This window comes from Adlercreutzia sp. ZJ176, from assembly GCF_011038975.1.
In the GTDB taxonomy this organism is placed as follows: domain Bacteria; phylum Actinomycetota; class Coriobacteriia; order Coriobacteriales; family Eggerthellaceae; genus CAAEEV01.
In genome coordinates this window covers 72,329-95,199 of record NZ_JAAKEC010000011.1, presented here as the reverse complement: position 1 = coordinate 95,199, position 22,871 = coordinate 72,329, and the positions used below count along the sequence as shown (strand labels likewise).

General features: G+C 64.1%; 19 protein-coding genes and 2 tRNA genes. 17 read left to right on the top strand and 4 right to left on the bottom strand.

Annotated features, from left to right (window positions below):
* The first annotated feature begins 45 nt into the window (after nt 1–45).
* Both G7Y50_RS07420 and G7Y50_RS07415 read left to right on the top strand, forming a co-directional pair.
* Nucleotides 46–2,655, top strand: coding sequence for a molybdopterin-dependent oxidoreductase (locus tag G7Y50_RS07420; RefSeq protein ID WP_165050950.1), 2,610 nt, complete (start codon nt 46–48; stop codon nt 2,653–2,655).
* Nucleotides 2,655–3,455, top strand: a complete 801-nt coding sequence (locus tag G7Y50_RS07415) for a 4Fe-4S dicluster domain-containing protein (protein WP_165050955.1) — start codon at nt 2,655–2,657, stop codon at nt 3,453–3,455. The genes G7Y50_RS07420 and G7Y50_RS07415 overlap by 1 nt, the downstream gene beginning before the upstream one ends.
* A 245-nt stretch (nt 3,456–3,700) precedes the next feature.
* Here the strand turns inward: G7Y50_RS07415 and G7Y50_RS07410 are convergent, their stop codons facing one another.
* Nucleotides 3,701–4,198 (bottom strand): VOC family protein, encoded by a 498-nt coding sequence (locus G7Y50_RS07410; protein ID WP_165050958.1) that lies wholly within the window; start codon nt 4,196–4,198, stop codon nt 3,701–3,703.
* 340 nt (nt 4,199–4,538) lie between these two features.
* Here G7Y50_RS07410 and G7Y50_RS07405 point away from each other — a divergent pair.
* Both G7Y50_RS07405 and G7Y50_RS07400 read left to right on the top strand, forming a co-directional pair.
* Nucleotides 4,539–4,612 (top strand) — tRNA-Gly (locus G7Y50_RS07405).
* Between the two features lie 186 nt (nt 4,613–4,798).
* On the top strand, nt 4,799–5,989 hold the full coding sequence (locus G7Y50_RS07400; RefSeq protein WP_165050961.1) for a M23 family metallopeptidase: 1,191 nt from the start codon (nt 4,799–4,801) through the stop codon (nt 5,987–5,989).
* A 162-nt stretch (nt 5,990–6,151) separates the two neighbouring features.
* Here the strand turns inward: G7Y50_RS07400 and G7Y50_RS07395 are convergent, their stop codons facing one another.
* Nucleotides 6,152–6,394 (bottom strand): glutathione S-transferase N-terminal domain-containing protein, encoded by a 243-nt coding sequence (locus tag G7Y50_RS07395; RefSeq protein WP_165050972.1) that lies wholly within the window; start codon nt 6,392–6,394, stop codon nt 6,152–6,154.
* 170 nt (nt 6,395–6,564) lie between these two features.
* On the opposite strand from G7Y50_RS07395, the gene G7Y50_RS07390 reads away from it, so the two are divergent.
* Nucleotides 6,565–6,640, top strand: a tRNA-Arg gene (locus G7Y50_RS07390).
* A 169-nt stretch (nt 6,641–6,809) separates the two neighbouring features.
* On the opposite strand, the gene G7Y50_RS07385 is transcribed toward G7Y50_RS07390, so the two are convergent.
* Entirely contained in the window at nt 6,810–8,477 is a 1,668-nt protein-coding gene (locus tag G7Y50_RS07385; protein WP_165050979.1) for a CdaR family transcriptional regulator, read from the bottom strand.
* A gap of 382 nt (nt 8,478–8,859) precedes the next feature.
* Between G7Y50_RS07385 and arcA the strand changes: the two genes are divergently transcribed.
* The 9 genes from arcA (at nt 8,860) to G7Y50_RS07340 (ending at nt 19,634) form a co-directional block, all read left to right on the top strand.
* Nucleotides 8,860–10,080 (top strand): arginine deiminase, encoded by a 1,221-nt coding sequence (arcA, locus tag G7Y50_RS07380; protein ID WP_165050987.1) that lies wholly within the window; start codon nt 8,860–8,862, stop codon nt 10,078–10,080.
* Between the two features lie 83 nt (nt 10,081–10,163).
* Entirely contained in the window at nt 10,164–11,159 is a 996-nt protein-coding gene (argF, locus tag G7Y50_RS07375; RefSeq protein ID WP_165051008.1) for an ornithine carbamoyltransferase, read from the top strand.
* A gap of 174 nt (nt 11,160–11,333) precedes the next feature.
* Nucleotides 11,334–12,287, top strand: a complete 954-nt coding sequence (gene arcC / locus G7Y50_RS07370) for a carbamate kinase (RefSeq protein WP_165051020.1) — start codon at nt 11,334–11,336, stop codon at nt 12,285–12,287.
* 54 nt (nt 12,288–12,341) lie between these two features.
* Nucleotides 12,342–13,934, top strand: a complete 1,593-nt coding sequence (locus G7Y50_RS07365; RefSeq protein ID WP_165051031.1) for a YfcC family protein — start codon at nt 12,342–12,344, stop codon at nt 13,932–13,934.
* 184 nt (nt 13,935–14,118) lie between these two features.
* The gene (locus tag G7Y50_RS07360) at nt 14,119–14,415 is read left to right on the top strand and encodes a helix-turn-helix transcriptional regulator (protein WP_165051042.1); all 297 of its coding nucleotides are present in this window, start codon (nt 14,119–14,121) and stop codon (nt 14,413–14,415) included.
* Nucleotides 14,416–14,417: 2 nt separating this feature from the next.
* A complete protein-coding gene (locus G7Y50_RS07355; RefSeq protein ID WP_165051051.1) occupies nt 14,418–15,671 on the top strand; it encodes a type II toxin-antitoxin system HipA family toxin in 1,254 nt (417 codons plus the stop codon).
* A 275-nt stretch (nt 15,672–15,946) separates the two neighbouring features.
* Nucleotides 15,947–17,674: an arginine--tRNA ligase gene (gene argS, locus G7Y50_RS07350; RefSeq protein ID WP_165051061.1), complete on the top strand. Its 1,728-nt coding sequence runs from the start codon at nt 15,947–15,949 to the stop codon at nt 17,672–17,674.
* 530 nt (nt 17,675–18,204) lie between these two features.
* Nucleotides 18,205–18,915, top strand: a complete 711-nt coding sequence (locus G7Y50_RS07345; RefSeq protein WP_165051070.1) for a signal peptidase I — start codon at nt 18,205–18,207, stop codon at nt 18,913–18,915.
* A gap of 2 nt (nt 18,916–18,917) precedes the next feature.
* Nucleotides 18,918–19,634 carry a hypothetical protein gene (locus G7Y50_RS07340; RefSeq protein ID WP_165051082.1) on the top strand — a complete coding sequence of 239 codons (717 nt, stop codon included), beginning with the start codon at nt 18,918–18,920 and terminating at the stop codon, nt 19,632–19,634.
* 306 nt (nt 19,635–19,940) lie between these two features.
* Here G7Y50_RS07340 and G7Y50_RS07335 read toward each other — a convergent pair whose 3' ends face one another.
* The gene (locus tag G7Y50_RS07335; RefSeq protein WP_165051092.1) at nt 19,941–20,219 is read right to left on the bottom strand and encodes a hypothetical protein; all 279 of its coding nucleotides are present in this window, start codon (nt 20,217–20,219) and stop codon (nt 19,941–19,943) included.
* A gap of 64 nt (nt 20,220–20,283) precedes the next feature.
* Here G7Y50_RS07335 and G7Y50_RS07330 point away from each other — a divergent pair, with 64 nt between their 5' ends.
* From G7Y50_RS07330 to G7Y50_RS07320, 3 genes are read left to right on the top strand one after another with little or no spacing between them, the layout of a single operon-like run.
* Nucleotides 20,284–21,225, top strand: a complete 942-nt coding sequence (locus G7Y50_RS07330; protein ID WP_165051103.1) for an LPXTG cell wall anchor domain-containing protein — start codon at nt 20,284–20,286, stop codon at nt 21,223–21,225.
* A gap of 13 nt (nt 21,226–21,238) precedes the next feature.
* The gene (locus G7Y50_RS07325; protein WP_165051115.1) at nt 21,239–22,114 is read left to right on the top strand and encodes a signal peptidase I; all 876 of its coding nucleotides are present in this window, start codon (nt 21,239–21,241) and stop codon (nt 22,112–22,114) included.
* On the top strand, nt 22,111–22,800 hold the full coding sequence (locus G7Y50_RS07320) for a hypothetical protein (RefSeq protein ID WP_165057012.1): 690 nt from the start codon (nt 22,111–22,113) through the stop codon (nt 22,798–22,800). Before G7Y50_RS07325 ends, G7Y50_RS07320 begins: the two co-directional genes overlap by 4 nt.
* The last annotated feature ends 71 nt before the right edge of the window (nt 22,801–22,871 follow it).

Below are 22,871 nucleotides of genomic sequence, written 5' to 3'. Positions count from 1 at the left end.
GGGTACCCGTTTTGCACAGCAACCCTGTTCTGAAAGGAGAGGCATATGTCTGATGCAGTTGACAGGAGCGTGGTGCGAGGCATCGCTTCGGGCGGCACGGGCGGCGAGCCTGTCGTCATGGACTCCAAGGACGGGAAGATCGTCCGCATTCGTCCGCTGACGTGGACCACCAGCTACACCGAAGAGGAACTCGAAGGGCGTCTGTGGGAGTTCGAGTCGCGCGGGAAGACGTTCAAGTGCCCGCCGAAGTCGTCTCCGCCCTACTACGCGCTGGCCTACAAGAACCGCGTGTATTCCAAGAACCGCGTTAAGTATCCTCTCAAGCGCGTCGACTGGGAGCCTGGAGGCGATCCTGAGAAGATCAACGCCCACAACCGCGGCCGCAGCAAGTTCAAGCGCATCTCGTGGGACGAGGCCATCCAGATCATCCACGACGAGATCCAGCGCATGTACGACACCTACGGGCCTTCGGGCATCCTGGCCATCGGCGAGGACGGCCACAAGGAGTCCAAGGTCGTGCACTATGCCGGCGGCAACCACATGCGCCTGCTGCGCAACCTGGGCGGCTTCGTCAGGGAGGTCCGCACCCCCGACTCAGTCGAGGGCTTCTACTGGGGCGCCAAGCACGTGCTCGGCCCTGGGCTGCTCGCGGGCTTGGGCATGTTCGACCCCTCTGACAACATCGTGAAAGACGTTTCCGACAACACCGACGTCATCGTCCTGCAGGCGGGCGACTGGGAGACCGTGCAGAACTACGCTGGCCAATGGTGGAGCACCGCCATCCGCTTCTGGCTCGACCTCGGCATCAAGTTCATCGTCATCGACCCGTTCTGCAGCTATACTGCCGTCTGCCATGACGACGTCAAGTGGGTCCCCTTGAACCCGAACACCGACACGGCGTTCGACTACGCCCTCATGTACGTGTGGATCACCGAGGGCTTATACGACAAGGACTTCATCGCTACGCACACGGTGGGATTCGACGAGGTCAAGGCCTATATCATGGGCGACGAGGACGGCGTTCCCAAGACGCCTGCCTGGGCATCCGAGATCTGCGGCGTTCCCGAGTGGACCATCAAGGCCGTCGCGCGCAAGTGGGGGAAGAGCCGCACGTCCATCGGGCACTTCTGCGGCGCCCACATCCGCGGGCCTTACAGCCACGAGCCCGGCCGCACCGAGGTGTACAAGTTCGCCATGCAGGGCGTGGGCAAGCCCGGCGTCCACCAGATCCACCTGTTCTCGTTCGAGACCGCCAAGGGCGCTGTCCCGCAGTGGTCCGGCGGTCCCTCCGAGTACGTGATGGGGCATGCCGACACGTTCTACCCCAACGAGCTGTCGGTTCCCCGCACCATGGTCCACCATGCCATCGAGAAGGGCGAGGTCTCCTGGTACGGGTCGCCCCAGATCATGCTGGCGTCTGCCGAGGAGCAGTTCGAGCAGCGCTTCTATCCCAACAAGGACGTCGAGGGCGCGGGCGAGTTCCACTTCATCTGGTCGGAGAAGGCCTCCAACCAGGGCAGCTGGAACGGCGGCTTCTTCCTGCAGGACGCCTACCGCAACCCCAAGATCGAGACGTTCATCTCGAATCACCAGTGGCTTGAGAACGACTCGGTGTTCGCCGACCTCATCCTGCCCATCTCGTGCGGCCCCGAAGAGGCCGACGTCGTGGGCGCGTCCATGACCTGCTCCGTCCCCGTGTTCGCCATCCAGGAGCCCGCGACCGACCCCGTCGGCGAGCCCAAAAGCGACTACGAGATCGCCGTCGAGGTCGCCAAGACGTTCGGCATCGAGGAGTGCCTGACGCAGGGGCTCACCATCGAGGACGAGCGCCGCTACGCCTACGACACCTCGTGCATGCCGGGCGACATCACCTACGAGGAGTGGAAGGAGAAGGGCTACTACATCCCGCCGTTCGTTCCGAACTGGCAGGACATCCCCGCGGGCATGTACAACTTCTACAACGACCCCGAGAACTACCCGCTGCAGACGCCCTCGGGCAAGCTCGAGCTGTTCTCGCAGGCGCTCGCCGACCACTTCCCCGACGACAAGGAGCGCCAGCCCATCGCCAAATGGATCCAGGGCGGTCCCGAGGAAGAGGGCTGGAGCCATGACGAGACGCTTCTGGGCGAGAAGGCGAAGACCTATCCGCTGTCGCTGAACTCGTCGCCCGGGCGCTGGCGCGTCCACTGCCAGAATGACGACGTGGTGTGGCTGCGCGAGATAGCGACCTGCAAGGTGAAGGGCCCTGACGGCTACCTGTACGAGCCGTGCTGGCTTGCGGCCGAGGACGCCTCCGCCCGCGGCATCGAGGACGGCGACATCGTCAAGGTGTTCAACGACCAGGGCACCATCCTGTGCGGCGCCGTGATCTCCGAGCGCGTGCTTCCGCGCACCGTCAAGATCGACAAGGGCGCGCGCGTCGACCCCATCGCCCCGCACATCGACCGCGGCGGCTCGACGAACCTCATCAGCCCTCCCGGCCCCATTTCCAAGAACTGCTGGGGCTTCGCCGTCACCGGCTACCTGGTGGAGGTCGCCAAGCTTGACGACGCCGAGATGGAGCAGTGGAAGAAGGACTATCCCGATGCGTTCGAGCGGGCATACGACCCAGCGTCCGGCTCGCATTACGACGGCTGGGTGGAAGGAGCGGAATAATGAAGACCATGCTCATTGACCTCGAGAAGTGCGTCGGCTGCTACGCCTGCCAGATCGGCTGCAAGGACGAGCACTGCACCAACGAGTGGATGCCCTACGCCAGGCAGCAGCCCGAGACGGGCCAGTTCTGGATGCGTGTCGACGAGTTCGAGCGGGGCGCCCGACCGCACGTCAAGGTGACCTACCTGCCCGTTCCCTGCCAGCATTGCGAGAACCCCGCCTGCGTGGCGGCCTGCGCCGACGGTGCCCTGAGCAAGCGCGAGGACGGCCTCGTCTTGCTTGACCCGGCGAGGTGCACGGGCTGCGGGGACTGCGTGGGCGCGTGCCCGTACGGCGCCGTTTACTTCAACGACGGGCTGGGCATCGCGCAGAAATGCACGGGATGCGCCCACCTCATCGACGGCGACCATCCCATCAGCGTGCCACGCTGCTTCGACAACTGCGTCCATGACGCCATCCGCTACGGCGAGGAGTCCGAGCTCGACCTTGAGGGTGCAGAGCGCCTGCATCCCGAGTACGGCACGGGCCCGCAGATCTGGTACAAGAACCTGCCGAAGAAGTTCATCGCCGGCACGGTCTACGACCCCGTGGAGAAGGAGATCATTGAGGGCGCGCTGTGCACGGTTCGCGGCGAGGCAGGGGAGTTCTCCGTCGTCACCGATGACATGGGCGACTTCTGGCTGCGCGGCCTGCCCGACGCTGAGTGGACGCTCACCATCGAGGCGGACGGCAAGGTCAAGGAGCTGGCCGTCGACACCACCGAGAAGGACGTCGGCCTCGGCGACGTGCCGCTTGCCTAAGCCGGCGGACAGCGGCCCCGCGCACGATGAGGGCGGCCGATGACGACATGAGGAAGCGAAGGGGGCGGACCGCGCGGTCCGCCCCCTCGTGCGCTCCGGGATCCTTTATTCCCTGCGCCTGCCTTTTCCTGCCAGCCGTGCCTGTCGTTCCAAGCGCAAAAGGGGGCTCCCTTTCGGCAACCCCCTCGCGCTTGCCCTCATGCTGCATGATGCGCCGAGCGCGTGCTCGGCGCTTTGCGCATGCCCTATCCGACGAACGGGCTCTGGCCGTCCCAAGCTGCCGCCAGGGCCTTGGTGGCGTCGTTCGACGGGTTTGCCTCGTGGATCTCGATGAAGTGCCCCGTCGAGGGGCAGCGCATGTACGCCACCTTCATGCCGTCGACCTCCATGTACATGCCGATCTCGCAGCCTTCGGCCTCGAGCTCGCTGACGGCCTCGTCGTAGTTGGGGACGGTGACGTTGATGTGGTTGAACCCGAATCCGACCTCGTCGGAGAGGAACGGCTCGTCGCTGAGCTTCTGCACGAGCTCAACCTGGATGTTGCTCCAGTGTCCCAGCGCGACTTTGAGCCGCAGGCTGATCTCCTTGCCGTCGTACACGCAGGTGTCGAACACCACGGGTTCCATCACTATGAAGGGACCCGCGCCGAACAGGCGCGCGAACTCCTCTGCGGACTTCTCCACGTCTTCCACGTAGTAGGAGAGTTGGTCGGGACCGTACGCGTTCATGGACCTTTCGTACATGGCTTCCTCCTTGCGTCTCGGCGAAGCGCGAGCTTTCGCCTTTTGGGGACCAGCAGCTGCCAGACAGGCATCTTCCCGCCATTGTGTCCCGGTGCGGCAGGGCCCGCAAGCCACGCCCGGCCCCTTTTCTTACCACCATCAGCGCAAAGGGCCCCATCTGGCGTTGTGCTCGGGTTTCGGGTCGCGCGCCGCGAGCGTGAGCTCGCTTCGGTTCGGCTCCGGGCTGTGCGGTCGCGAGCGTGGACTCGCTTCCCGATCAGGTGATTTGGCCGCTCGGTGGAATTCTTCGCCGTCTCGTTTTGGCTTTCCGGGATCTTGGGTTATAATCCGTCCTCAGACTGCGGGCGTAGTTCAATGGTAGAACCGGAGCCTTCCAAGCTCCTGACGCGGGTTCGATTCCCGTCGCCCGCTCCATTTCCCCTCCTCCAGCGCAGAAAACCAACAGGCATGATCTTCGCTCTCGGTGTGCGGGAGAGCCCGCCTCTTCCTTTTCCTTTCTCTCATCTGGCGTTATGGGGCTTCGGTTTAATCAATGTGTGGTCGTGAGGTTGCTGCTATGATGGGCTGCGTTGCGAAATCGTAACGAGAGAGCAGGTGCATATGACCTACGAAAACACACGCCGCACCCCCGTTTCCAGGCGAATCGGGCTCTGCGTGATAGCTGCCAGCCTGTCGCTGGCGTGCGTTCCCGTGACGTCGGCCTTCGCGGTGAGCGAGGCGGAGCGCGACGCGCTGCAGGCCGAGGCTGACGCGCTGTTCGTGCGCATCGACGCGCTGCAAACCGAGCTCAACCAGGCCAACGTCGACTACGAGAACGCCGTCGTCGCCCATGACGAGGCCGTGGCGGCCATGGACGAGGCGCAGAAGCGCATCGACGCCGCCGAGGCGCGCATCGCCGAGCTGCAGGAGCGCCTGGGCGACCGCGCCAACAGCATGTACAAGACGGGCGGGAGCTCCTCGCTTCTCGACGTGCTCCTCGGCGCCTCCTCCTTCGAGGAGTTCCTCACCAGCTGGGACATGATCGAGCGCATCACGAGCCAGGACGCGGCGCTCGTGCAGGAGACCAAGGACGTGCGCGCCGAGGCTGAGGCCGCGCACGCCGAGTACGCCGAGCAGGAGCGCATCGCCTCCGAGCAGATGCAGAAGTCGCTCGACTTGAAGAACGAGATCGCGAGCACGCAGGCCGCGCTGAAGGTCGAGGCCGACAGCATCACGGCCGAGGTGGCCGAGATGCAGGCCCAGATCGAGCTCGAGGCTGAGGCGGCGCGTCAGGCGGCCGAGGCGGCGGCAGCGGCCGAGGCGGCTCGCCAGCAGCAGCTGGCCGCGGCCAACTCAGGCGGATCGGGCGGATCGGGCGCCAACAGCTTCGCGGGCGCGTCGGCGGGTTCGTCGGTGGTCGTGGGGTCGGGCACCTTGGCCAACCCGTGCCCGGCGGCGAGCACGTCGAGCGGGTTCGGCTGGCGTGCCTTCGACAACTCGTTCCACAAGGGCACTGACATGGCAGCGCCCGAGGGCACGCCCTACTACGCGGCCGAGAGCGGCACCGTGATCTACGCCACCAACGATGGCGGCTACAACGGCGGCGCGGGCAACTGGGTGGTCATCACTCACGGCAACGGCATGGTGACCAAGTACATGCACTCGAGCGCCGTGTTCGTGTCGCCGGGGCAGACCGTCTCGCGCGGGCAGAACATCGGGCTGGTGGGCAACACGGGCCAGTCGTTCGGCGCGCATCTGCACTTCCAGGTTGAGGTCAACGGCGTGGCGGTGAACCCGCACAACTACTTCTAGCTGGTGCAGGATCGGCCGATGCAGGCCGCCTGGCGAACTGCATCGCCGATGCGAACCGCCGTGCGAGCTTCATCGTCGACGACTTCTGGCTGACGGGCGCGGCGTCCCTTATGGGGCGCCGCGTTTTTTGTCTGGAGGCTGGCGCGGGCTGCTCGGCGCGTTCTATCCGACGCGCTTGCGCAGGTACGCGATGATGTCGTCGGACTCGTAGAGCGCCCTGCCGTCAACTACCAGGCACGGCACCTGCTTCTTGCCGCCTATGCGCACGAGGTCGTCTTGGATGCCGGGCTCGAGGGTGTTGCGCAGGTCGAGCGTGATCTTGTTCTCCTCCATGAAGCGAAGGACCTTCACGCAGAAGGGGCAGGACTTCTTGTAGTACAGCTGGTGGTTCTCGAGATAAGCCATGACGAACTCCGTTTCCCGGGCGCCGCGCGCCCGCTCAACTGCATTCCTGTGCTCCTCCCTCAACATTATCGGGCATGAGGTGCCCCTTTGCGCCGAAAGAACGAATTCCTTACTATCTTGTAAGCCGACGGTTGCTCTATAATACGTTGGCGGCGGCAACGCCGCCCCGCGCGCCCATGGCTCAACGGATAGAGCAACGGACTTCTAATCCGTAGGTTGTAGGTTCGATTCCTACTGGGCGCACCAGTTAATTCGCAGGTCAGCGATGTGAAGTCGCTGACCTGCTTGTCTTTTGCAGCGAAGGGAAGAGCGGCGCCCGCCCGCTTGCGCCCGTTCCCGTGCCCGCCCGCCCGCCCGCTTGCTCGCGCCGCTCCCGCTCGCCCGCGCCGCATCCGTCCGCCCGCCCGCTCTCGCGTCACTCGTTCAGGAGGTAGAGCGTGCGCAGGTACATGCGCATGTCGGGGTCCTCCAGGTCGGTGGCGATGGTCTCGCGGATCTTGCCGAGGCGGTAGTTCACCGTGTTGCGGTGCATGTGCATGATGTCGCACACCTTCTTGATGGAGCCCTCGCAGTACAGGTGCGTGCGCAGGATCTCGAAGTCGCTCGTGCCGCGCTCGCGGTCGGCCTCGCGCAGTATCGACAGCGGGTTGGGCGAGGACAGGAGCTTGGCGACGAACTTCTCGCTGCGGCTGAACGGGTCGGTGACGAAGTAGGGGAAGTAGCGGCGGAAGCGGAAGACCCCCTCGGCGGTGAGCCCCTGGTCGAACGTCGTGTAGCGGCGCGAGCGGCGGTGCCCGTACTTGAGTGCGATGCGCGCCTTCTCAAGCGCGAGCGCGCTCTGGTCGATGTGCTCGTAGCGGTCCGACACGCCCACCTCCAGGCGCATCTGCCCCGCCAGCTCGAACAGGCGCTCCTCCATGCCGGCGATGCGCCCGCGCCGCGGCTCGGGTGTGCACAGGAGCACCACCACGCGCGAGCCCTCGAACGCCACCTTGCAGTTGGGGTCGGCTTCGAGCACCTTCTTCGCGAAGTAGCTGGCCGAGCCGGCGCGCCACGTGTTGTCGATCAGGCACATCTCGAACAGGCCCGTCAGCGGCAGCCCGTGGAGCAGCGCGCGCTCCTCCAGGTAGGCGCCGCCGTAGGCGTTGCCGGTGAGGATCTCCTTCAAGAAGTAGGTGTAGCGCTGCTCGAGCGGGTTCTCGAGCCGCCAGTGGTGCGTGAGGCACATCTCCACGCGCTTCGCCAGCAGGTTGAACAGAAACACCCGCGCGGTGCTGATCGGCTTCTCCGACACCATCACCAGGTGCGCGGCGTAGGCGTCGTTCAAGCGGAACACACGCTCGATGGAGGGGTGCGAGGTGATCTCGTTGGGCTCGTTGTGGACGGTCGTCCAGTCCTGGTGCGCCCAGGTGCGCACCAGCCCCTTCTCGCGCGCCTTGCCCAGGGCGTCGGAGCTGTAGAACTTGTTCTTGATGAAGTAGCGGCTCGTGTCGTCGATGGGGGCGATGTTGGGCGTGTGTGCGATGTAGGAGTACGTGGAGTCCGAAAGCCCCACGTAGCTCTTCAGCACCGGCTCGGACGCCTTCAGCAGGTCCTGGCAGATGCATTCGCTCTCGAGCATGTCGCCCATCACGTCGTTCCACTGGATGATGCCCATGAGGTAGCGCTGGATACGGTCAGCGATGACGGCGGGCTCGAGGGCGGACTCGACGCAGATGTCGTCGGCTCGCGCCCCGGCGGGGGAGGAGGGGGAGGTCCCAGCGGCGTTCCCTCTCTCGGCGGCGGGGGAGGCCCCAGCGGCGTCCCCGCTCTCGGCGGCGGGGGAGGCCGCCCCGGCGCCTCCGCCTGCGCCCTCGTCCGGCTTCGACACGATGACGCAGCACGCGTTCTCGGGCAGCGTGCCGCGGGACTCCACCACGTAGACGGGCTTCCCCTCGATCCCCGCCACGCCGATGCCCGGCGCGTCGTCGTCGCAGAAGGCCGATACCCACGAGAAGAGGTCCTTGGGGTGCCGGGGGTGCTTGGTCACGCGCATGTCGTTCTCGTCGAAGTACCCGGTGATCACGTCGAGGGGAAACTGCATCGCGCTCGCTCCTTCGTCCTAAACCCATATGGTCACCATACACCAAAAATCATGTCATATATGGCCACGTTTGACATATATTTTGGGTCGAAAGGTGCGTAGAATACAGGTATGCAATCAGCTGAGGTGCAAGTAAAGGCCGAGCGGCCGAAGGGCCGCAGGAAGGGAAGCACCGAGAAATCGCTGGATGACGGCACGGCAACCTGCAGATGCCGAGTTCTTTTCCGTCCTCTTAACAAACGGCAACTTCCGTTGCGTTCCTGTGCGTTCCGTGAGACGTTTAGAGCACCAAAGCGTGCGAACCTATAAACGTGCGAGCGGATGCGCGAAGCCTTGCGCTTTGGCGAAGGCAATCATTCAACACACGAACAGGAGGATTCTCATGGCTGGTGTGAACGTTAGAAGCGAGATCATGCCCCTGAAGAAAGTTCTGCTGCACCGTCCGGGCAAAGAGCTTCTGAATCTTACCCCGAACACCCTCGAAGAGCTGCTCTTCGACGACATCCCCTTCTTGCAGGTGGCCCAGGCCGAGCATGACGCGTTCGCGCAGGCCCTGCGCGACGAGGGCGTCGAGGTCGTGTACCTCGAGGACCTGATGGCCGAGGTGCTCGATCTGTACCCCGAGCTGCGCGAGAAGTTCCTCAAGCAGTTCATCGAGGAGGCCGGCATCCGCACCTCGCGCTACCAGAAGATCATCTTCGACTACCTGAACGACAACTACCCTGCCAACAAGGACCTCGTCCTGAAGACCATGGAGGGCATCAACCTCACCGAGCTGCACACCGACAAGTCCAACTCGCTGGTTGACCTGGTGAGCGAGGCCTCCAAGATGGTCGTGGCCCCCATGCCGAACCTGTACTTCACGCGCGACCCGTTCGCCATGATCGGCAACGGCGTGTCCATCAACCGCATGTACTCGGTCACCCGCAACCGCGAGACCATCTACGGCGAGTACGTCTTCAAGTACCATCCGGAGCTGCAGTGCGTGCCGGAGTACTACAGCCGCTACAACACGTTCCACATCGAGGGCGGCGACATCCTGAACATCAACGAGCACGTGCTCGCCATCGGCATCTCCCAGCGCACCGAGCCGGACGCCATCGACGGCATCGCGAAGAACATCTTCGAGTCCGACTCTCCCATCGACACCATCCTGGCGTTCAACATCCCGAACTCCCGCGCCTTCATGCACCTCGACACGGTGTTCACGCAGATCGACTACGACAAGTTCACCGTGCATCCCGGCATCCTCGGCCCGCTCACGGTGTTCGAGATCAAGTCTGACGGTCAGGGCGGCATCAAGGTGAAGGAGATGAACGGCACGCTCGAGAGCATCCTCGAGGAGTACATGGGGCGTCCCGTCGAGCTCATCCCGTGCGGCGGCGGCGATCGCATCGCGGCTGAGCGCGAGCAGTGGAACGACGGCTCGAACACGCTGTGCGTGCGTCCCGGCACCGTGGTGGTCTACGACCGCAACGACGTCACCAACGCTCTGCTCGAGGAGAAGGGCATTCGCACCATCCAGGTGCCGTCTGCCGAACTTTCCCGCGGTCGTGGCGGCCCGCGCTGCATGTCCATGCCGCTGTGGCGTGAAGACGAGTAACCTTCCCCTGTGCCGGCTGCCGGTCTCCCCGCTGGCAGCCGGCACTCCCTCGCTTTTTCCATGTTCTACCGAAAGGAACCAACATGCCTGTTAATCTGAGTGGTCGTCACTTCCTGAAGCTGCTTGACTTCACCCCTGACGAGATCCGCTACCTCATCAAGCTCTCCAAGAACTTCAAGGACATGAAGCGCGCAGGCGTGCCGCATCGCTACCTTGAGGGTAAGAACATCGTGCTGCTGTTCGAGAAGACCTCCACGCGCACCCGCTGCTCCTTCGAGGTTGCCGGGTACGACCTCGGCATGGGCGTCACCTACCTCGATCCGGGCAGCTCGCAGATGGGCAAGAAGGAGTCCATCGAGGACACCGCCCGCGTGCTCGGCCGCATGTACGACGGCATCGAGTACCGCGGCTTCGACCAGTCCATCGTGGAGGAGCTGGCCGCCAACGCCGGCGTCCCGGTGTGGAACGGCCTCACCACGGACTTCCATCCCACGCAGATGATCGCCGACATGCTCACGGTGGAGGAGAATTTCCCGCAGGGCCTCAAGGGCCTCAAGCTCGTGTTCATGGGCGACGCGCAGAACAACGTGGGCAACTCGCTCATGGTGGTGTGCGCGAAGCTCGGCCTGCACTTCGTGGCCTGCGGCCCAGCTGCGCAGATGCCGAAGGACGACCTCGTGGAGACCTGCCGCGCGATCGCCGAGGAGACGGGCGGCTCGATCACCCTCACCGAGGACGTAAAGGAAGCCTGCACCGGCGCGCACGTCATCTACACCGACATCTGGGTGTCGATGGGCGAGCCGGCTGAGCTGTGGGCCGAGCGCATCCGCCTGCTCGAGCCGTACCGTGTGACCACCGAGGTCATGGCTATGGCCTCCGACGACGCCATCTTCATGCACTGCCTGCCGTCCTTCCACGACACCAAGACCACCATCGGCGCCGACATCGCCGAGCAGTTCGGCGTCACCGAGATGGAAGTGGCTGACGAGGTGTTCGAGTCCAAGCAGTCGCGCGTGTTCGACGAGGCTGAGAACCGCATGCACACCATCAAGGCGGTCATGTACGCAACCTTGAGGTAGGTTGGTTCCGCTTGCCCCGCCAGGGCAAGCGGAGCTGCTCGATCTTGCGAGCGACCTGTGCGTTAGAACGACCAGCGCTGGTTTGTTTTTAGTACCCCCTGACCTGTGGGGGAGGCTTTAGGGGGCCTCCCCTAGGTCGCTGTTCCCAAATTCGACCTGAGAGTGGTGATTTCAATGGCCTATCAGAAAGGCGACGGCAAAAGCGTAGTCATTGCATTGGGTGGCAACGCTTTGGGCAATACGCCGGCCGAGCAGCTTGAGCTTGTGAAGAGCACGGCCATCCATATCGTCGACATGGTGGCCGAGGGCATCAACGTCGTGGTGTCTCACGGCAACGGTCCTCAGGTCGGCATGATCAACAACGCATTTGACTACGCAAGCACCCACGACGGCAAGACGCCGGCCATGCCCTTCCCCGAGTGCGGTGCCATGAGCCAGGGCTACATCGGCTTCCACCTGTCCCAGGCGATCCTCGGCGAGCTCAAGCGCCGCGGCATCATGCGCTCGACGGCGTCCGTGGTCACGCAGACGGTCGTCTACCCTGATGACCCGGCGTTCGAGAACCCCACGAAGCCCGTGGGCGCCTTCCTCAGCGAAGAGGAGGCGAAGGCGCGCGCGGCCGAGACCGGCTACACCTACAAAGAGGACGCCGGCCGCGGCTGGCGCCAGGTGGTGGCTTCGCCGAAGCCCCAGCGCATCGTTGAGTTCGACGCCATCAGGGACCTCATGGACGACGGCTACATCGTCATCGCCGCGGGCGGCGGCGGCGTGCCGGTCGTCGAGCGCGACGACAGCTACCACGGCGTGCCCGCGGTCATCGACAAGGACCGCTCGAGCGCCAAGCTGGCAGCCGACTTCAGGGCCGACATGCTCGTGATCCTCACGGCTGTCGAGAAGGTGGCCATCAACTTCAACAAGCCCGACCAGCGCGACATCGACGTCATGAACGTCGCTGAGGCGCGCAAGTACATCGACGAGGGGCAGTTCGCCCCCGGGTCGATGCTCCCGAAGGTCCAGGCATGCATCGAGTACCTGGAGGCGCATCCCGAGGGACGCGCCCTCATCACCTCGCTCGAGTGCGCCGCCGCGGGCCTCAAGGGAGAAACCGGTACCATCATCACGGCTTAAGGGAGCCGTGGTGCGACCCATACTCAACCTCTATTGAGAAAAGGAGGGGATATCATGACTTCCGAGACCAAGAAAGATCGCAAGAAGAGAAGCATATCCTCGTTTACCATCCTGTTGATCATGCTCGTCGCACTGGCCGTCATCACCGTCATCATGGGCGCCGTCGGTGTCGAGGGCATCGAGGGCGCAACGCTCTCGGGCGTGCTCACCGCGCCCGTCAAGGGCTTCACCGACGCCCTGCCCGTCTGCTTGTTCGTGCTCATCCTCGGTGGCTTTTTGGGCATCGTCACCGAGACCGGCGCTCTTGACGCTGGCATCGCCGCGCTCGTCAAGAAGCTGCACGGCAACGAGCTCGTGCTCATCCCCATCTTGATGCTCATCTTCTCCATCGGCGGCACCACCTACGGCATGTGCGAGGAGACGGTCCCGTTCTACCTGCTGTTGGCCGCCACCATGGTCGCCGCGGGCTTTGACAGCCTCGTCGGCGCGGCCGTGGTCTTGCTCGGCGCCGGCTGCGGCGTCCTCGGCTCCACGGTGAACCCGTTCGCCGTCGGCGCTGCCATCGACTCGCTGTCCGCCACCGGCCTCGTCATCAACCAGGGCATCATCATCGGCCTCGGCGCCGTGCTGTGGCTCGTGACGCTGGCCATCTCCATCGTGTTCGTGATGCGCTACGCCAAGAAGGTGAAGGCTGACAAGGGGTCAACCATCCTGTCCCTCCAGGAGCAGGAGATCATGCACGCCGAGTTCAGCCATGTCGAGGAAGAGGCCGCGGCTGACAACACTCCGGCCATGACCGGCCGCCAGAAGTGGACGCTCGTGGTGTTCGCCTTCACGTTCGTCATCATGATCGTCAGCTTCATCCCGTGGGAGGACCTCGGCGTCGACGTGTTCAACGCGGGCGCGACCTACGAGGAAGTCGAGACGACGGTTGACGGCGAGGAGATCGCCGCCGTGTACGACGAGGCCACCGGCACCGCGCTGACGCTCGACGGTGACGTCTCCGGCACGGCTGTCGCCGAGGAGCAGGTCACCGAGGGCTGGTCGTCGTTCCTGACGGGCCTGCCGCTCGGCCAGTGGTACTTCGACGAGGCCTCCACCTGGTTCCTGCTGATGGCGCTCGTGATCGGCATCATCGGTGGCCTCTCCGAGAGGCGCTTCGTCAAGGCGTTCATCAACGGCGCTGCTGACATGATGTCGGTCGTCCTCATCATCGCGCTGGCCCGCTCCATCACCGTCCTCATGGGCGAGACGGGCCTGAGCATGTGGATCCTCGAGAACGCCGCCAACGCCCTCGCCGGCGTGTCGGCCATCATCTTCGCACCGCTGTCCTTCCTGCTCTACATCGTGCTGTCCTTCCTGATCCCGTCCTCCTCCGGCATGGCAACCGTGTCCATGCCCATCATGGGCCCCCTGGCCGGGCAGCTCGGGTTCTCGGTTGAGACCATGATCATGGTCTTCAGCGCTGGCAACGGCCTCGTGAACCTGTTCACCCCCACCTCCGGAGCCATCATGGGCGGCCTGGCGCTCGCCAAGATCGAGTACGGCACCTGGCTCAAGTTCGGCGGCAAGCTGTTCGTGGTCCTGGGCGTGGCGTGCGCGATCATCCTCACCGTCGCCATGCTGGCCATTCCGATGACCATGTGAGCACCCCTCGGGCACTAGGAACCGTAGCCTCATGTCCGAGCACTAGAAGATGCGCCTGGGAAACCGGGCGCATCTTCGCGTATGGGGGAGGGGAGTTGGGCGTTCATATTGTCTATTTAACAGAAACAAATATTTCAACTATACTCTTAGGAGGAAACATTTATTTCTATAAAGGAGATGCCATATGCCAACCAGGACGCCGCTTCCCGTCAACCGGGCGATGCGTAACGTGGCGCGCAACCTCGACCTTGCGCGACGCCAGCAGCGCATAACCGTGGAGCTTCTGGCTGAACGTGCCGGCCTCTCCGTTCCGACGGTTCGCAAGCTGCTCAACGAAGGCGCCGGCAGCTTTGAGAACTTCTTGCGCGTGGCGCGCATCCTGGGGTTTCTCGATTACGTGGAGAAGGCGACTGACCCGCTCAACACCCCCATGGGCAAGCTGCGCGCCTACGATGACGTGCCCAAGCGCGTGAGGGGGTAGCGATGGAGCTCGCAGTCACCGTTCAGCTGTGCGGGGAGGACGTGCTGGCGGGGCGGCTCTACACCCACGTGCGGCATGGCGTTGAGTCGGCAAGCTTCACGTATGACGCAGCGTACCTCGCCTTGCCGCACGCCATCGCCCTCGATCCGAGCATGCGACTTACGGCGGGCACGCTGCATGCGGGCTCGTCGCCGATGTTTCGCGCATTCGAGGACTGCATGCCCGATCGCTGGGGGCGAAACCTCATGCAGCGAGCAGAGCGGGCCGCGGCGCGCGAGGAAGGTCGTGCGGCCCGCTCCCTCTTCGAGGGCGATCTGCTTGCCGGCGTGAGCGACGAGACGCGTCAAGGGGCGCTGCGCTTCTGGAGTGAGGGCATTGCCCTCGCGCCGAGCACCTCGGGCGTTCCGCGCGAGGTGAGCATACCGGCGCTGCTGGCCTCGGCTGATCGCGCTGCGCGCGACATGGACGCCGACGTGCGCGACCTCCTCGCGGCGGGGTCGAGCCTCGGCGGCGCGCGCCCGAAGGCTTCGGTGCGTGACGAGAAGGGCGTGCTCAACGTGGCCAAGTTCCCCAAGGCCGACGAGCTTCCCGACGAGGACGTGTGCGCATGGGAGAACGTGGCGGCGCATTTGGCGCAGCGCGCGGGCATGTGCGTTCCTCCCGCGCGGCTTCTGCGCGTGTCGGGTCGCTCTGTGCTGCTCCTGAGGCGCTTTGACCGCGAAGGCGAGCGCCGCATCCCGTACATCAGCGGTTTGACGGCGGTCCAGGGGACGGACGGCGAACGGTACTCTTACCTCGACTTGGTTGAGTTCCTGGAGGAGAACGGGTCGGCGCCTAGCAAGGACCTTCCCGAGCTCTGGCGGCGCGCCCTGTTCAGCTGCGCGATAGGCAACGTTGACAACCACCTGCGGAACTACGGCTTCTTGCACGATGGGCGAGGATGGCGCCTTGCTCCCTCGTTTGACGTGAACCCCACGCCGGGCGATGAGCTCAAGTACCTGAACACGGCGCTCGACTACGAGGCGACCGAGGCGCTTCCGCAAGCGGCCGTTTCGGTGTGCGAGTACTTCCGCGTAAGCGCCGAGGGGGCGCGCGCGACGTGCGGGGATATGGCGCGCGTGTTAGGGGGCTGGCGCAAGGCGGCGCGTGCGAGCGGCATATCGACGAGCTCCATCGCGGGCATGGCGAGCTGCTTTGACGGCGCGATCGATCGGCTGGGATCCTGCGCGCAGGGAGGAAGGCAGCGGACTAGGTAGCGGACTGCACCGGGGAGTTGTGAACGAATGGCGAATGCGGGGGCTGCGGCGGCAAAACGCCCGCATAGACAGGTGAAAGATGGTAGAATCAGCCCACTTGCGGTTTCAGGCCGCCGCACCGCCCGAGCGGGCGCGTTGCCCCAGCGAAAGCACCACCCCGAAGGACCACCATCCCGACGGGTGCGCCGCCGCGCGGGGCGCGCCGCATGAGCGGGCGCGTTGCGCGGCAGGGGACGGCGCGGCTGCCCTCGAACGAGTTTGGAGAAGACGACACTATGGATATTCGCGAATCACTGGAGCAGATCATCGACGCGGCCATTGCTGCGGCGCGTGAGGACGGCTCGCTTGAGCTCGACAGCGCGCCCGAGGCAGCGCTTGAGCGCCCGCGCGACGAGTCCAACGGCGACTGGGCTTCCACCGTCGCCATGCGCTCGGCCAAGCTCGCGCGCAAGAACCCGCGCGAGATCGCGCAGATCATCGTCGACCACGTGCCGGCCAACGACATGATCGCGCAGATCGAGATCGCCGGCCCCGGCTTCATCAACATCCGCCTGTCCAACGGCGTGCTGCAGAACGTCGTGCGCGAGGTGCGCGAGGTGCGCGGCGAGTACGGCCGCGGCACCATCCCCGAGGGGCAGCGCAAGATCAACCTCGAGTACATTTCGGCGAACCCCACCGGCCCCATGCACGTGGGCCACGGCCGCTGGGCGGCGCTCGGCGACGCCACGGCGCGCGTCATGCGCCACGCGGGCTACGACGTGTACGAGGAGTTCTACGTCAACGACCACGGCGTGCAGATGGACAACTTCGGCGAGAGCGTGGCCGTGCGCTACCAGCAGCTGCTCGGGCGCGACGTGGAGATGCCCGAGGCGTGCTACGCCGGCGCCTACGTGAAGGACATCGCGCAGGTCATCATCGACGATGACGGCGACAAGTGGCTCGACGCCGACCAGAACGAGCGCATGGTGAACTTCCGCGAACGCGCCTACCAGATGATGCTCGAGGACCAGAAGCGCATCTGCGAGGGCTTCGGCACCACATTCGACCGCTGGTTCAGCGAGCGCTCGCTCTACGTGGAGGACGAGGGCGGCGAGACGCCCGTGTCCCGCTCGCTGGCGGCGATGAGCGAGAAGGGCTACATCTACGAGAAGGACGGCGCCACCTGGTTCAAGTCCAGCGCGTTCGGCGACGAGAAGGACCGCGTGCTCATCAAGGCCAACGGCGAGATGACCTACTTCATGAGCGACGTGGCCTACCACTACAACAAGATGGAGCGTGGGTTCGACCACCTCATCAACATCTGGGGCGCCGACCACCACGGCTACATCGCCCGCTGCGAGGCCATGCTGGCCGCGTGGGGCTGGCCTGGCGCGCTCGAGATCATGCTCGGCCAGCTGGTGAACCTCTTCCGCAACGGCGAGGCGGTGCGCATGTCCAAGCGCACGGGCGAGATGATCACGTTCGAGGAGCTCATCGACGAGGTGGGCGTGGACGCCACGCGCTTCCTCATGCTGTCGCGCTCGTCTGACCAGCCCATCGACTTCGACATCGAGGTGGCGAAGAAGAAGGACAACTCCAACCCGGTGTACTACGTGCAGTACGCGCACGCGCGCATCTGCTCGATCCTGCGCAAGGCCGCCCCGGCCGACGTGGCTGCGGCCGCCGAGGCGGGCGAGATCTCCATGGACGAGCTGGCGGCGAAGGTGATCCCGGCCGACGTGGACCTCTCGGTGCTCACGGACGCCTCCGAGCTGGCGCTCATGCGCAAGATGGCCGACTTCGGCACGCTCGTGGCGCTCGCGGCGCGCGACCGCGCGGCCTTCCGCCTGACGCACTACTGCCAGGACCTCGCGGCGCTGTTCCACCAGTTCTACACCAACTGCCACGTGCTCGTGGAGGACAAGCAGCTCCAGGAGGCGCGCCTGGCGCTCGTTGACGCCACGCGCATCGTGCTGGCCCTGGCGCTGAGCCTGCTCGGCGTCTCCGCCCCCGAGAAGATGTAGCGCGCTGGGCGACGGCGGGCGCGCCGCCTGCCGTTCGCGCGCTGGGGATGGTGCTGCCGGCCGTCTGCCGCCCGTGTGCTGTTACTTGCGCCGCCGGCCGTCTGCACGCTGTTGCCGGCGCCGTCTGTTGTCTGCGCTGTCGACCGTCCGCGCGCTGTTGTTGGGGTTGCCGACCGTCCGCGTGCTGCGCGATTAGCTGACTGTCTGTCACCGCGCGAACGACTGGCACCCCCGCCCCCAAATTGACGAAGCGGCCCCTCAACCCGAGGGGCCGCTTTTTGCGTCTTGAGAGCACGTCGGAATGTTTCACGTGAAACATTCGTTTGCTTTCGGTACCTGACGAGCGCGTTTCCCGTGGAAGAGAAATTCCAGAATCCGTTAGAATTGGTATGTCATGGCCCTGACAAATACTTTCATTTAGGGCCATAACTGGTATCATGGTCACCATATAGTAACTTTATGGCTGCCATAATGTCAGCCTATCACAGCCCGAGGGAAGGCTCGGGTGGCGTTAGCAGGAGTTAGGGGAAATGGCGCGAGCCAAGCAGGATAGCGCGAAGCTGCACGGTCAAGGGGAAGCACCACGTGCGGAGCGCGCCGGCGAGAAGCAGCCTTCGAGCTTGAGGCACAAGGTGGGCACGGTCATCGGCATCGTGCTCTGCGTGATTTTGCTCCCGATCCTCGCGATCAACGTCACCCTCATCATACGCAGCTTCATAGCCCCCGACGAGGTTCCCAGCGTGGGCGGCGTGTTCCCCCTCATCGTGCTGACGGATTCCATGTATCCCGAGATCCAAAGCGGCGACCTCATCATATGCCACGCGGTCGAGCCCGAGGAGGTCCAGGTGGGCGACACCATCGCCTTCTTCGATCCGGCGGGCAACGGCACGAGCATCGTGTCGCACTCCGTGACGGAGGTCGTGAAAGGCGAGGGCGGCGTCTCGTGGATCACGCGCGGCATCGCCAACAACGCCGACGACGCCACGCCCGTGCCGGCTGACAAGCTGGTGGGCGTCTACCAGATGCGCCTTCCGGGCCTCGGCAACGTGGTCATGTTCATGCAGACGCCCGCGGGGCTGGTCCTGTGCGTGGTGTGTCCCATTATCTTGCTGGTGGGCTGGGACGTGTTCCGCCGCCGCCAATACGAGAAGCGCATGCGGGCTGAGACGAGCCTGCTGCAAAGCGAGCTCGAGCAGCTGCGAGCTCAGCAGAATAGCCTGTTAAGAGAGGAGACGATGTAAGGATGGAGAAGAACGTATCTCTCCGCACAGCCTCCGGGCTGTTCATCCTGGTGCTGCTGACCACCTGCATCATCGGCGCCACCTTCGCGAAGTACACGACCAGTGATGACGCTACCGATACGGCGCGCGTTGCGAAGTGGGGTGTGATGGTAACGCTCTCAGGCGATGGTGCGTTTGCAGAGGCATACTCTACGGATGGTGCAGTTAATGATGATAATAATAATGCAATAAGCAATTCTGTCGTAAGTAACGAAAAGGTAGTTGCTCCTGGTACGTCTGGTACTTTGGTTAACGCTATTATTTCCGGTGCTCCTGAGGTAGCGGTCAAGGTGAAGACCGAAGCGACGCTCAACCTTACTGATTGGACTGCTAATGGTAATGAATATTGCCCCATTGTGATCACCATTGATGGTGATCAGTATAAGATGGGTGCAAGTAAGGGCACTACTGAGGTCAATGGGAAGCATATCTATACCTATTATACTATCGCTGACTTTATAACAGGAGTAGAGACTGCTCTAGAAAAAGAAGAGAACGTCGCTCCTGGCGTTAACTTAGCTGACGAGTACGACCACGCGGTTGGTTGGGTTTGGGACTTTAACGGCGAAACTACTGATGGTGCTTATCGGACCGATGAAAAAGACACCGCTCTTGGCGATCTGAATTCTGCACCGGCGATAGGGTTTACCTACACCGCTACTGTCACTCAGATCGACTAATCCTATGCGGCGCAGTTTTCATAATGCGTGATGCGCAAAAAGCCCTCTTCCTTTGCGTCTGAAGGGAGAGGGCGCTTCCTGCTTTTCCAGAGAGTATAAAACGAGGCTTGACACAGTGCTTTTTGCGAGGAGGTGTTCTGTGAAGAAGCCGCGTAGCTATCAGACGGCCTCGCAGCAGGCCGCCCATTCTCAAAAAAATCATTCGACATCGTGGCTTCCAGCAGTTTGCTTGCTGGTGGTGCTGGGCGTGGCGGTGAGCATGACGGTGCTCGGAAGCAGCCTCGGCCGCTTCTCGTCGCACGACGCCTATGCGATCCCCCTTGTCCCATCTGCCGTTGCTGAGACATCCGATCCGACAGCGAGTTCTGGATCAACAGCGTCGTACACGACGGACTCTTCGGAACAGGGTCGTGCGGCGACGACCGCGACGATCCCTGCCGCATCGTCAGGCTCCAACACATCAGATAACGCCGACGCATCAGGAAGCGCTGACGCGTCGGCAAATTCGAGCACGTCTGAAAACGTCAAGGCGTCAACAAGTGTCAGCGCATCAACAGGTTCCGATTCCTCGGAGAAATCTGACACACTAGCGTCATCGAACTCTGATGCGTCGGGAAACGCTGGCACGTCAACGGGCTCTAACGCTTCGATGGGCTCAAGTGCCTCGGCAAGCTCCGATGCTGGCGGCAAGCTGGACGTTGCCGACGACGTGCAGGTGTGGAGCAGTGAGACGCAGGTCGATCTGTTCAAAGGAAGCTACGACGGTAACGTGGCGTCTGCCGACGGGGACAAGTTGCTCGCCCCTGGCACCACGAGCAGCTACGCTTTCACGCTGCGAAACAACGCCGATGTCTCCTTGGGCTACGAGGTGGTGCTCAAGGTGGACACCTGGTCAGAGAGCCAACCAGCTGATGCTGCAACCATCATCCCGCTGGAATGGCGGTTGCTGGACGCCAGCGGGGCTCCCGTGAGCGACTGGCAGCTTCGCAGTAGCGAGGAGGTGCTCGACAGCGCCACGTTGGGTGCGGGGCGACAGGCAAAGTACGCCATTGAGTGGCGCTGGCCATACGAGCAGGACACCGACGCCGCCGTTGACGCAGGCGCCAGCTCTGCGAACGCCAATGCCGACGCAATCGACTCAACTGACACTTCGGTCGTCGCTGCCAGCTCAGCTGATGCTGTGGATGCCAATGGCGCCAGCGGCGCAAGTGCCCCCGCGGCTGCTGCTCCTGCCAACGCCGACGATGCTGACACGGCTCATGGCGACCGGGCGGTACGCGAGGACTTCGGCGCCACGGCAACCATCCTCGTGCGAGCAGAGCAGGTCACGAACCCTGCCAGGCCCGACGACCCGACAGTCGCTGATGACCCGGCAGCTACCAAGGATCCCGCAGGCAACCCCACGTCGGATGCTTCTGCAAGCCCGAAGACCCCGTGGGACATCGTTGCCAGCTGGCTGCCCCAGACGGGCGATGCCGCTCTGGCGACGCTGGCCGCGGGCCTTGCGGGTGCGGCGGCGTTGGCGCTGCTCGTGATCGTAGTGGCGCTGCGGCGCAGGCGCAAGGAGGACGCAGGCGATGCCCGTCCGTAGCACAGAGCAACACGTGAGCTGCAGCATCGGCCAGGGCGCCGGCGGCAATGCGGGGCGGCATTCAGGCCGTCCCTTCGCTGAGCCCGCCGTCGAACCCCGTGCCGCGGTCCAACCTGCGTCCCAGCCCGCCGCTGCGTCGCGTGCCAGCCGCGTGCGCGCGCCCCGCATCTCCGCGGCGGTGCGCTGCGTCATGCTGACGGTCGTGGGCCTCGTACTCGGGCTGGGCATCTACCGCTTCGTCGCGGTCGTCCTGGCGGGTGACGCGCTGCCCATGCCCTTCGGGTTCGGCGTGGCCACGGTGATGTCGGGCAGCATGTCCCCGGCGCTCGAGGTGGACGACCTGGTCATCGTGCAGGCGCAGGACGGCTACGCAGTGGGCGACGTCGTGGTGTACCAGGCGGGGCGCAGCCTGGTGACGCACCGGGTGATCGCGCGCGAGGGCGGCCTGCTCACCACGCAGGGCGACGCGAACAACGCGCCGGACGAGCCGATCGCCGAAAGCGCGGTGAAGGGCGTGGTGGCGCTGCGCATCCCGCTTCTGGGGGCTGTGGTGAGCACGCTCAAGACCCCGGCGGCGATCGTCATCATCGTGCTGGGTTCGTTCGCTCTGCTCGCGCTGTCCTCCCAGGCGGAGCAGCGCGAGCAGGACGCACAGCTGAGCGCCCTGCGGAACGAGGTCACTCGTCTGCGCGCCGAGACGGCGAAGGCGCGCGAAGCAGCGGCGGGTGAGACGGCAGCGGTTCGTGGAGCGACGGCTGCGTGCAATTCGGCGATGGCGTGCGAAGCGACAGCAGTTCGCAAAGTGGTTGTCGGGCCTGAGTCGTCGGCAATCGCGCGCGAAGCGAAAACTGGTCGCGAGGCAAGTCCGAAGGCGGAGAAGGATCTATGAGGTACGTGCAAGGCGAGGCGAGAGAGCAGAGGGGGAGCGCGACGCGGGCAGCGTGCGTGCTGCTGGTGCTCGTCGTCATCACGACGTGCCTCGCCGTAACCCTCCACGCCCGCTTCGCCTCCGAAGGTGAATCGCAAGACGCCGCCCGCGTGGCAGGGTTTGCGTTCATGGCAGAGGGTAAGGACCGGGCAACCTTTAACTTGAGCAGCATCAAGAAACCAGGAGACAGTAAGGACTATACCTTCACGGTGAGCAATGGTAATACCGACGGTACCGTGGTCAGCGAGGTGGCGCTGCAGTGCTCGTTCACCGTGCAGCTCAACGGCAGCATGCCGCTTGTATGCACGATCAAAGAGCAGAGCACAGGAGATGCGGGCGCTGCAAGGGGCGCAGGTGATGCTCTGGTCGCGGCTGGTACGGAGACAGCGGAAGGCGAAGGGGGGTCAGGGGGTTCGGACGGAGAAAGCGGGCCGGGTTCGTCGACTCTCACGGTCAGATTGGAGGACGGTTCGGCATCTCCTGTTGAGAAGACAGGGCAAGCGTCCCAATTCGCCGCTGCAACGCCGCGTACGGACACCTATGTGCTCACAGCCACTTGGCCAAAAGAAAAAAACGATGCGAAATACGCCTCACGAAATGCGGTGGCGGAAGTGAGGCTAACCGTGAGAGCAGAGCAGATCGACTGAGGCTCTGCCAGCCTGCGCAACGTGCTGCGTGTCCGAGTAGGCTAGCGAAATCTCAGTACGGAAGAGAGAAT

Excerpts from the sequence above, each read along its gene's own strand:
- G7Y50_RS07320 (WP_165057012.1), top strand. The coding sequence starts at position 22,111 with ATGAGGTACGTGCAAGGCGAGGCGAGAGAGCAGAGGGGGAGCGCGACG.
- G7Y50_RS07360 (WP_165051042.1), top strand. The coding sequence starts at position 14,119 with ATGCCAACCAGGACGCCGCTTCCCGTCAACCGGGCGATGCGTAACGTG.
- G7Y50_RS07415 (WP_165050955.1), top strand. The coding sequence starts at position 2,655 with ATGAAGACCATGCTCATTGACCTCGAGAAGTGCGTCGGCTGCTACGCC.
- argS (WP_165051061.1), top strand. The coding sequence starts at position 15,947 with ATGGATATTCGCGAATCACTGGAGCAGATCATCGACGCGGCCATTGCT.
- G7Y50_RS07355 (WP_165051051.1), top strand. The coding sequence starts at position 14,418 with ATGGAGCTCGCAGTCACCGTTCAGCTGTGCGGGGAGGACGTGCTGGCG.
- G7Y50_RS07365 (WP_165051031.1), top strand. The coding sequence starts at position 12,342 with ATGACTTCCGAGACCAAGAAAGATCGCAAGAAGAGAAGCATATCCTCG.
- G7Y50_RS07340 (WP_165051082.1), top strand. The coding sequence starts at position 18,918 with ATGGAGAAGAACGTATCTCTCCGCACAGCCTCCGGGCTGTTCATCCTG.
- G7Y50_RS07410 (WP_165050958.1), bottom strand. The coding sequence starts at position 4,198 with ATGTACGAAAGGTCCATGAACGCGTACGGTCCCGACCAACTCTCCTAC.
- G7Y50_RS07420 (WP_165050950.1), top strand. The coding sequence starts at position 46 with ATGTCTGATGCAGTTGACAGGAGCGTGGTGCGAGGCATCGCTTCGGGC.
- G7Y50_RS07400 (WP_165050961.1), top strand. The coding sequence starts at position 4,799 with ATGACCTACGAAAACACACGCCGCACCCCCGTTTCCAGGCGAATCGGG.
- G7Y50_RS07395 (WP_165050972.1), bottom strand. The coding sequence starts at position 6,394 with ATGGCTTATCTCGAGAACCACCAGCTGTACTACAAGAAGTCCTGCCCC.
- arcC (WP_165051020.1), top strand. The coding sequence starts at position 11,334 with ATGGCCTATCAGAAAGGCGACGGCAAAAGCGTAGTCATTGCATTGGGT.
- argF (WP_165051008.1), top strand. The coding sequence starts at position 10,164 with ATGCCTGTTAATCTGAGTGGTCGTCACTTCCTGAAGCTGCTTGACTTC.
- G7Y50_RS07330 (WP_165051103.1), top strand. The coding sequence starts at position 20,284 with ATGGGCTCAAGTGCCTCGGCAAGCTCCGATGCTGGCGGCAAGCTGGAC.
- arcA (WP_165050987.1), top strand. The coding sequence starts at position 8,860 with ATGGCTGGTGTGAACGTTAGAAGCGAGATCATGCCCCTGAAGAAAGTT.
- G7Y50_RS07385 (WP_165050979.1), bottom strand. The coding sequence starts at position 8,477 with ATGCAGTTTCCCCTCGACGTGATCACCGGGTACTTCGACGAGAACGAC.
- G7Y50_RS07345 (WP_165051070.1), top strand. The coding sequence starts at position 18,205 with ATGGCGCGAGCCAAGCAGGATAGCGCGAAGCTGCACGGTCAAGGGGAA.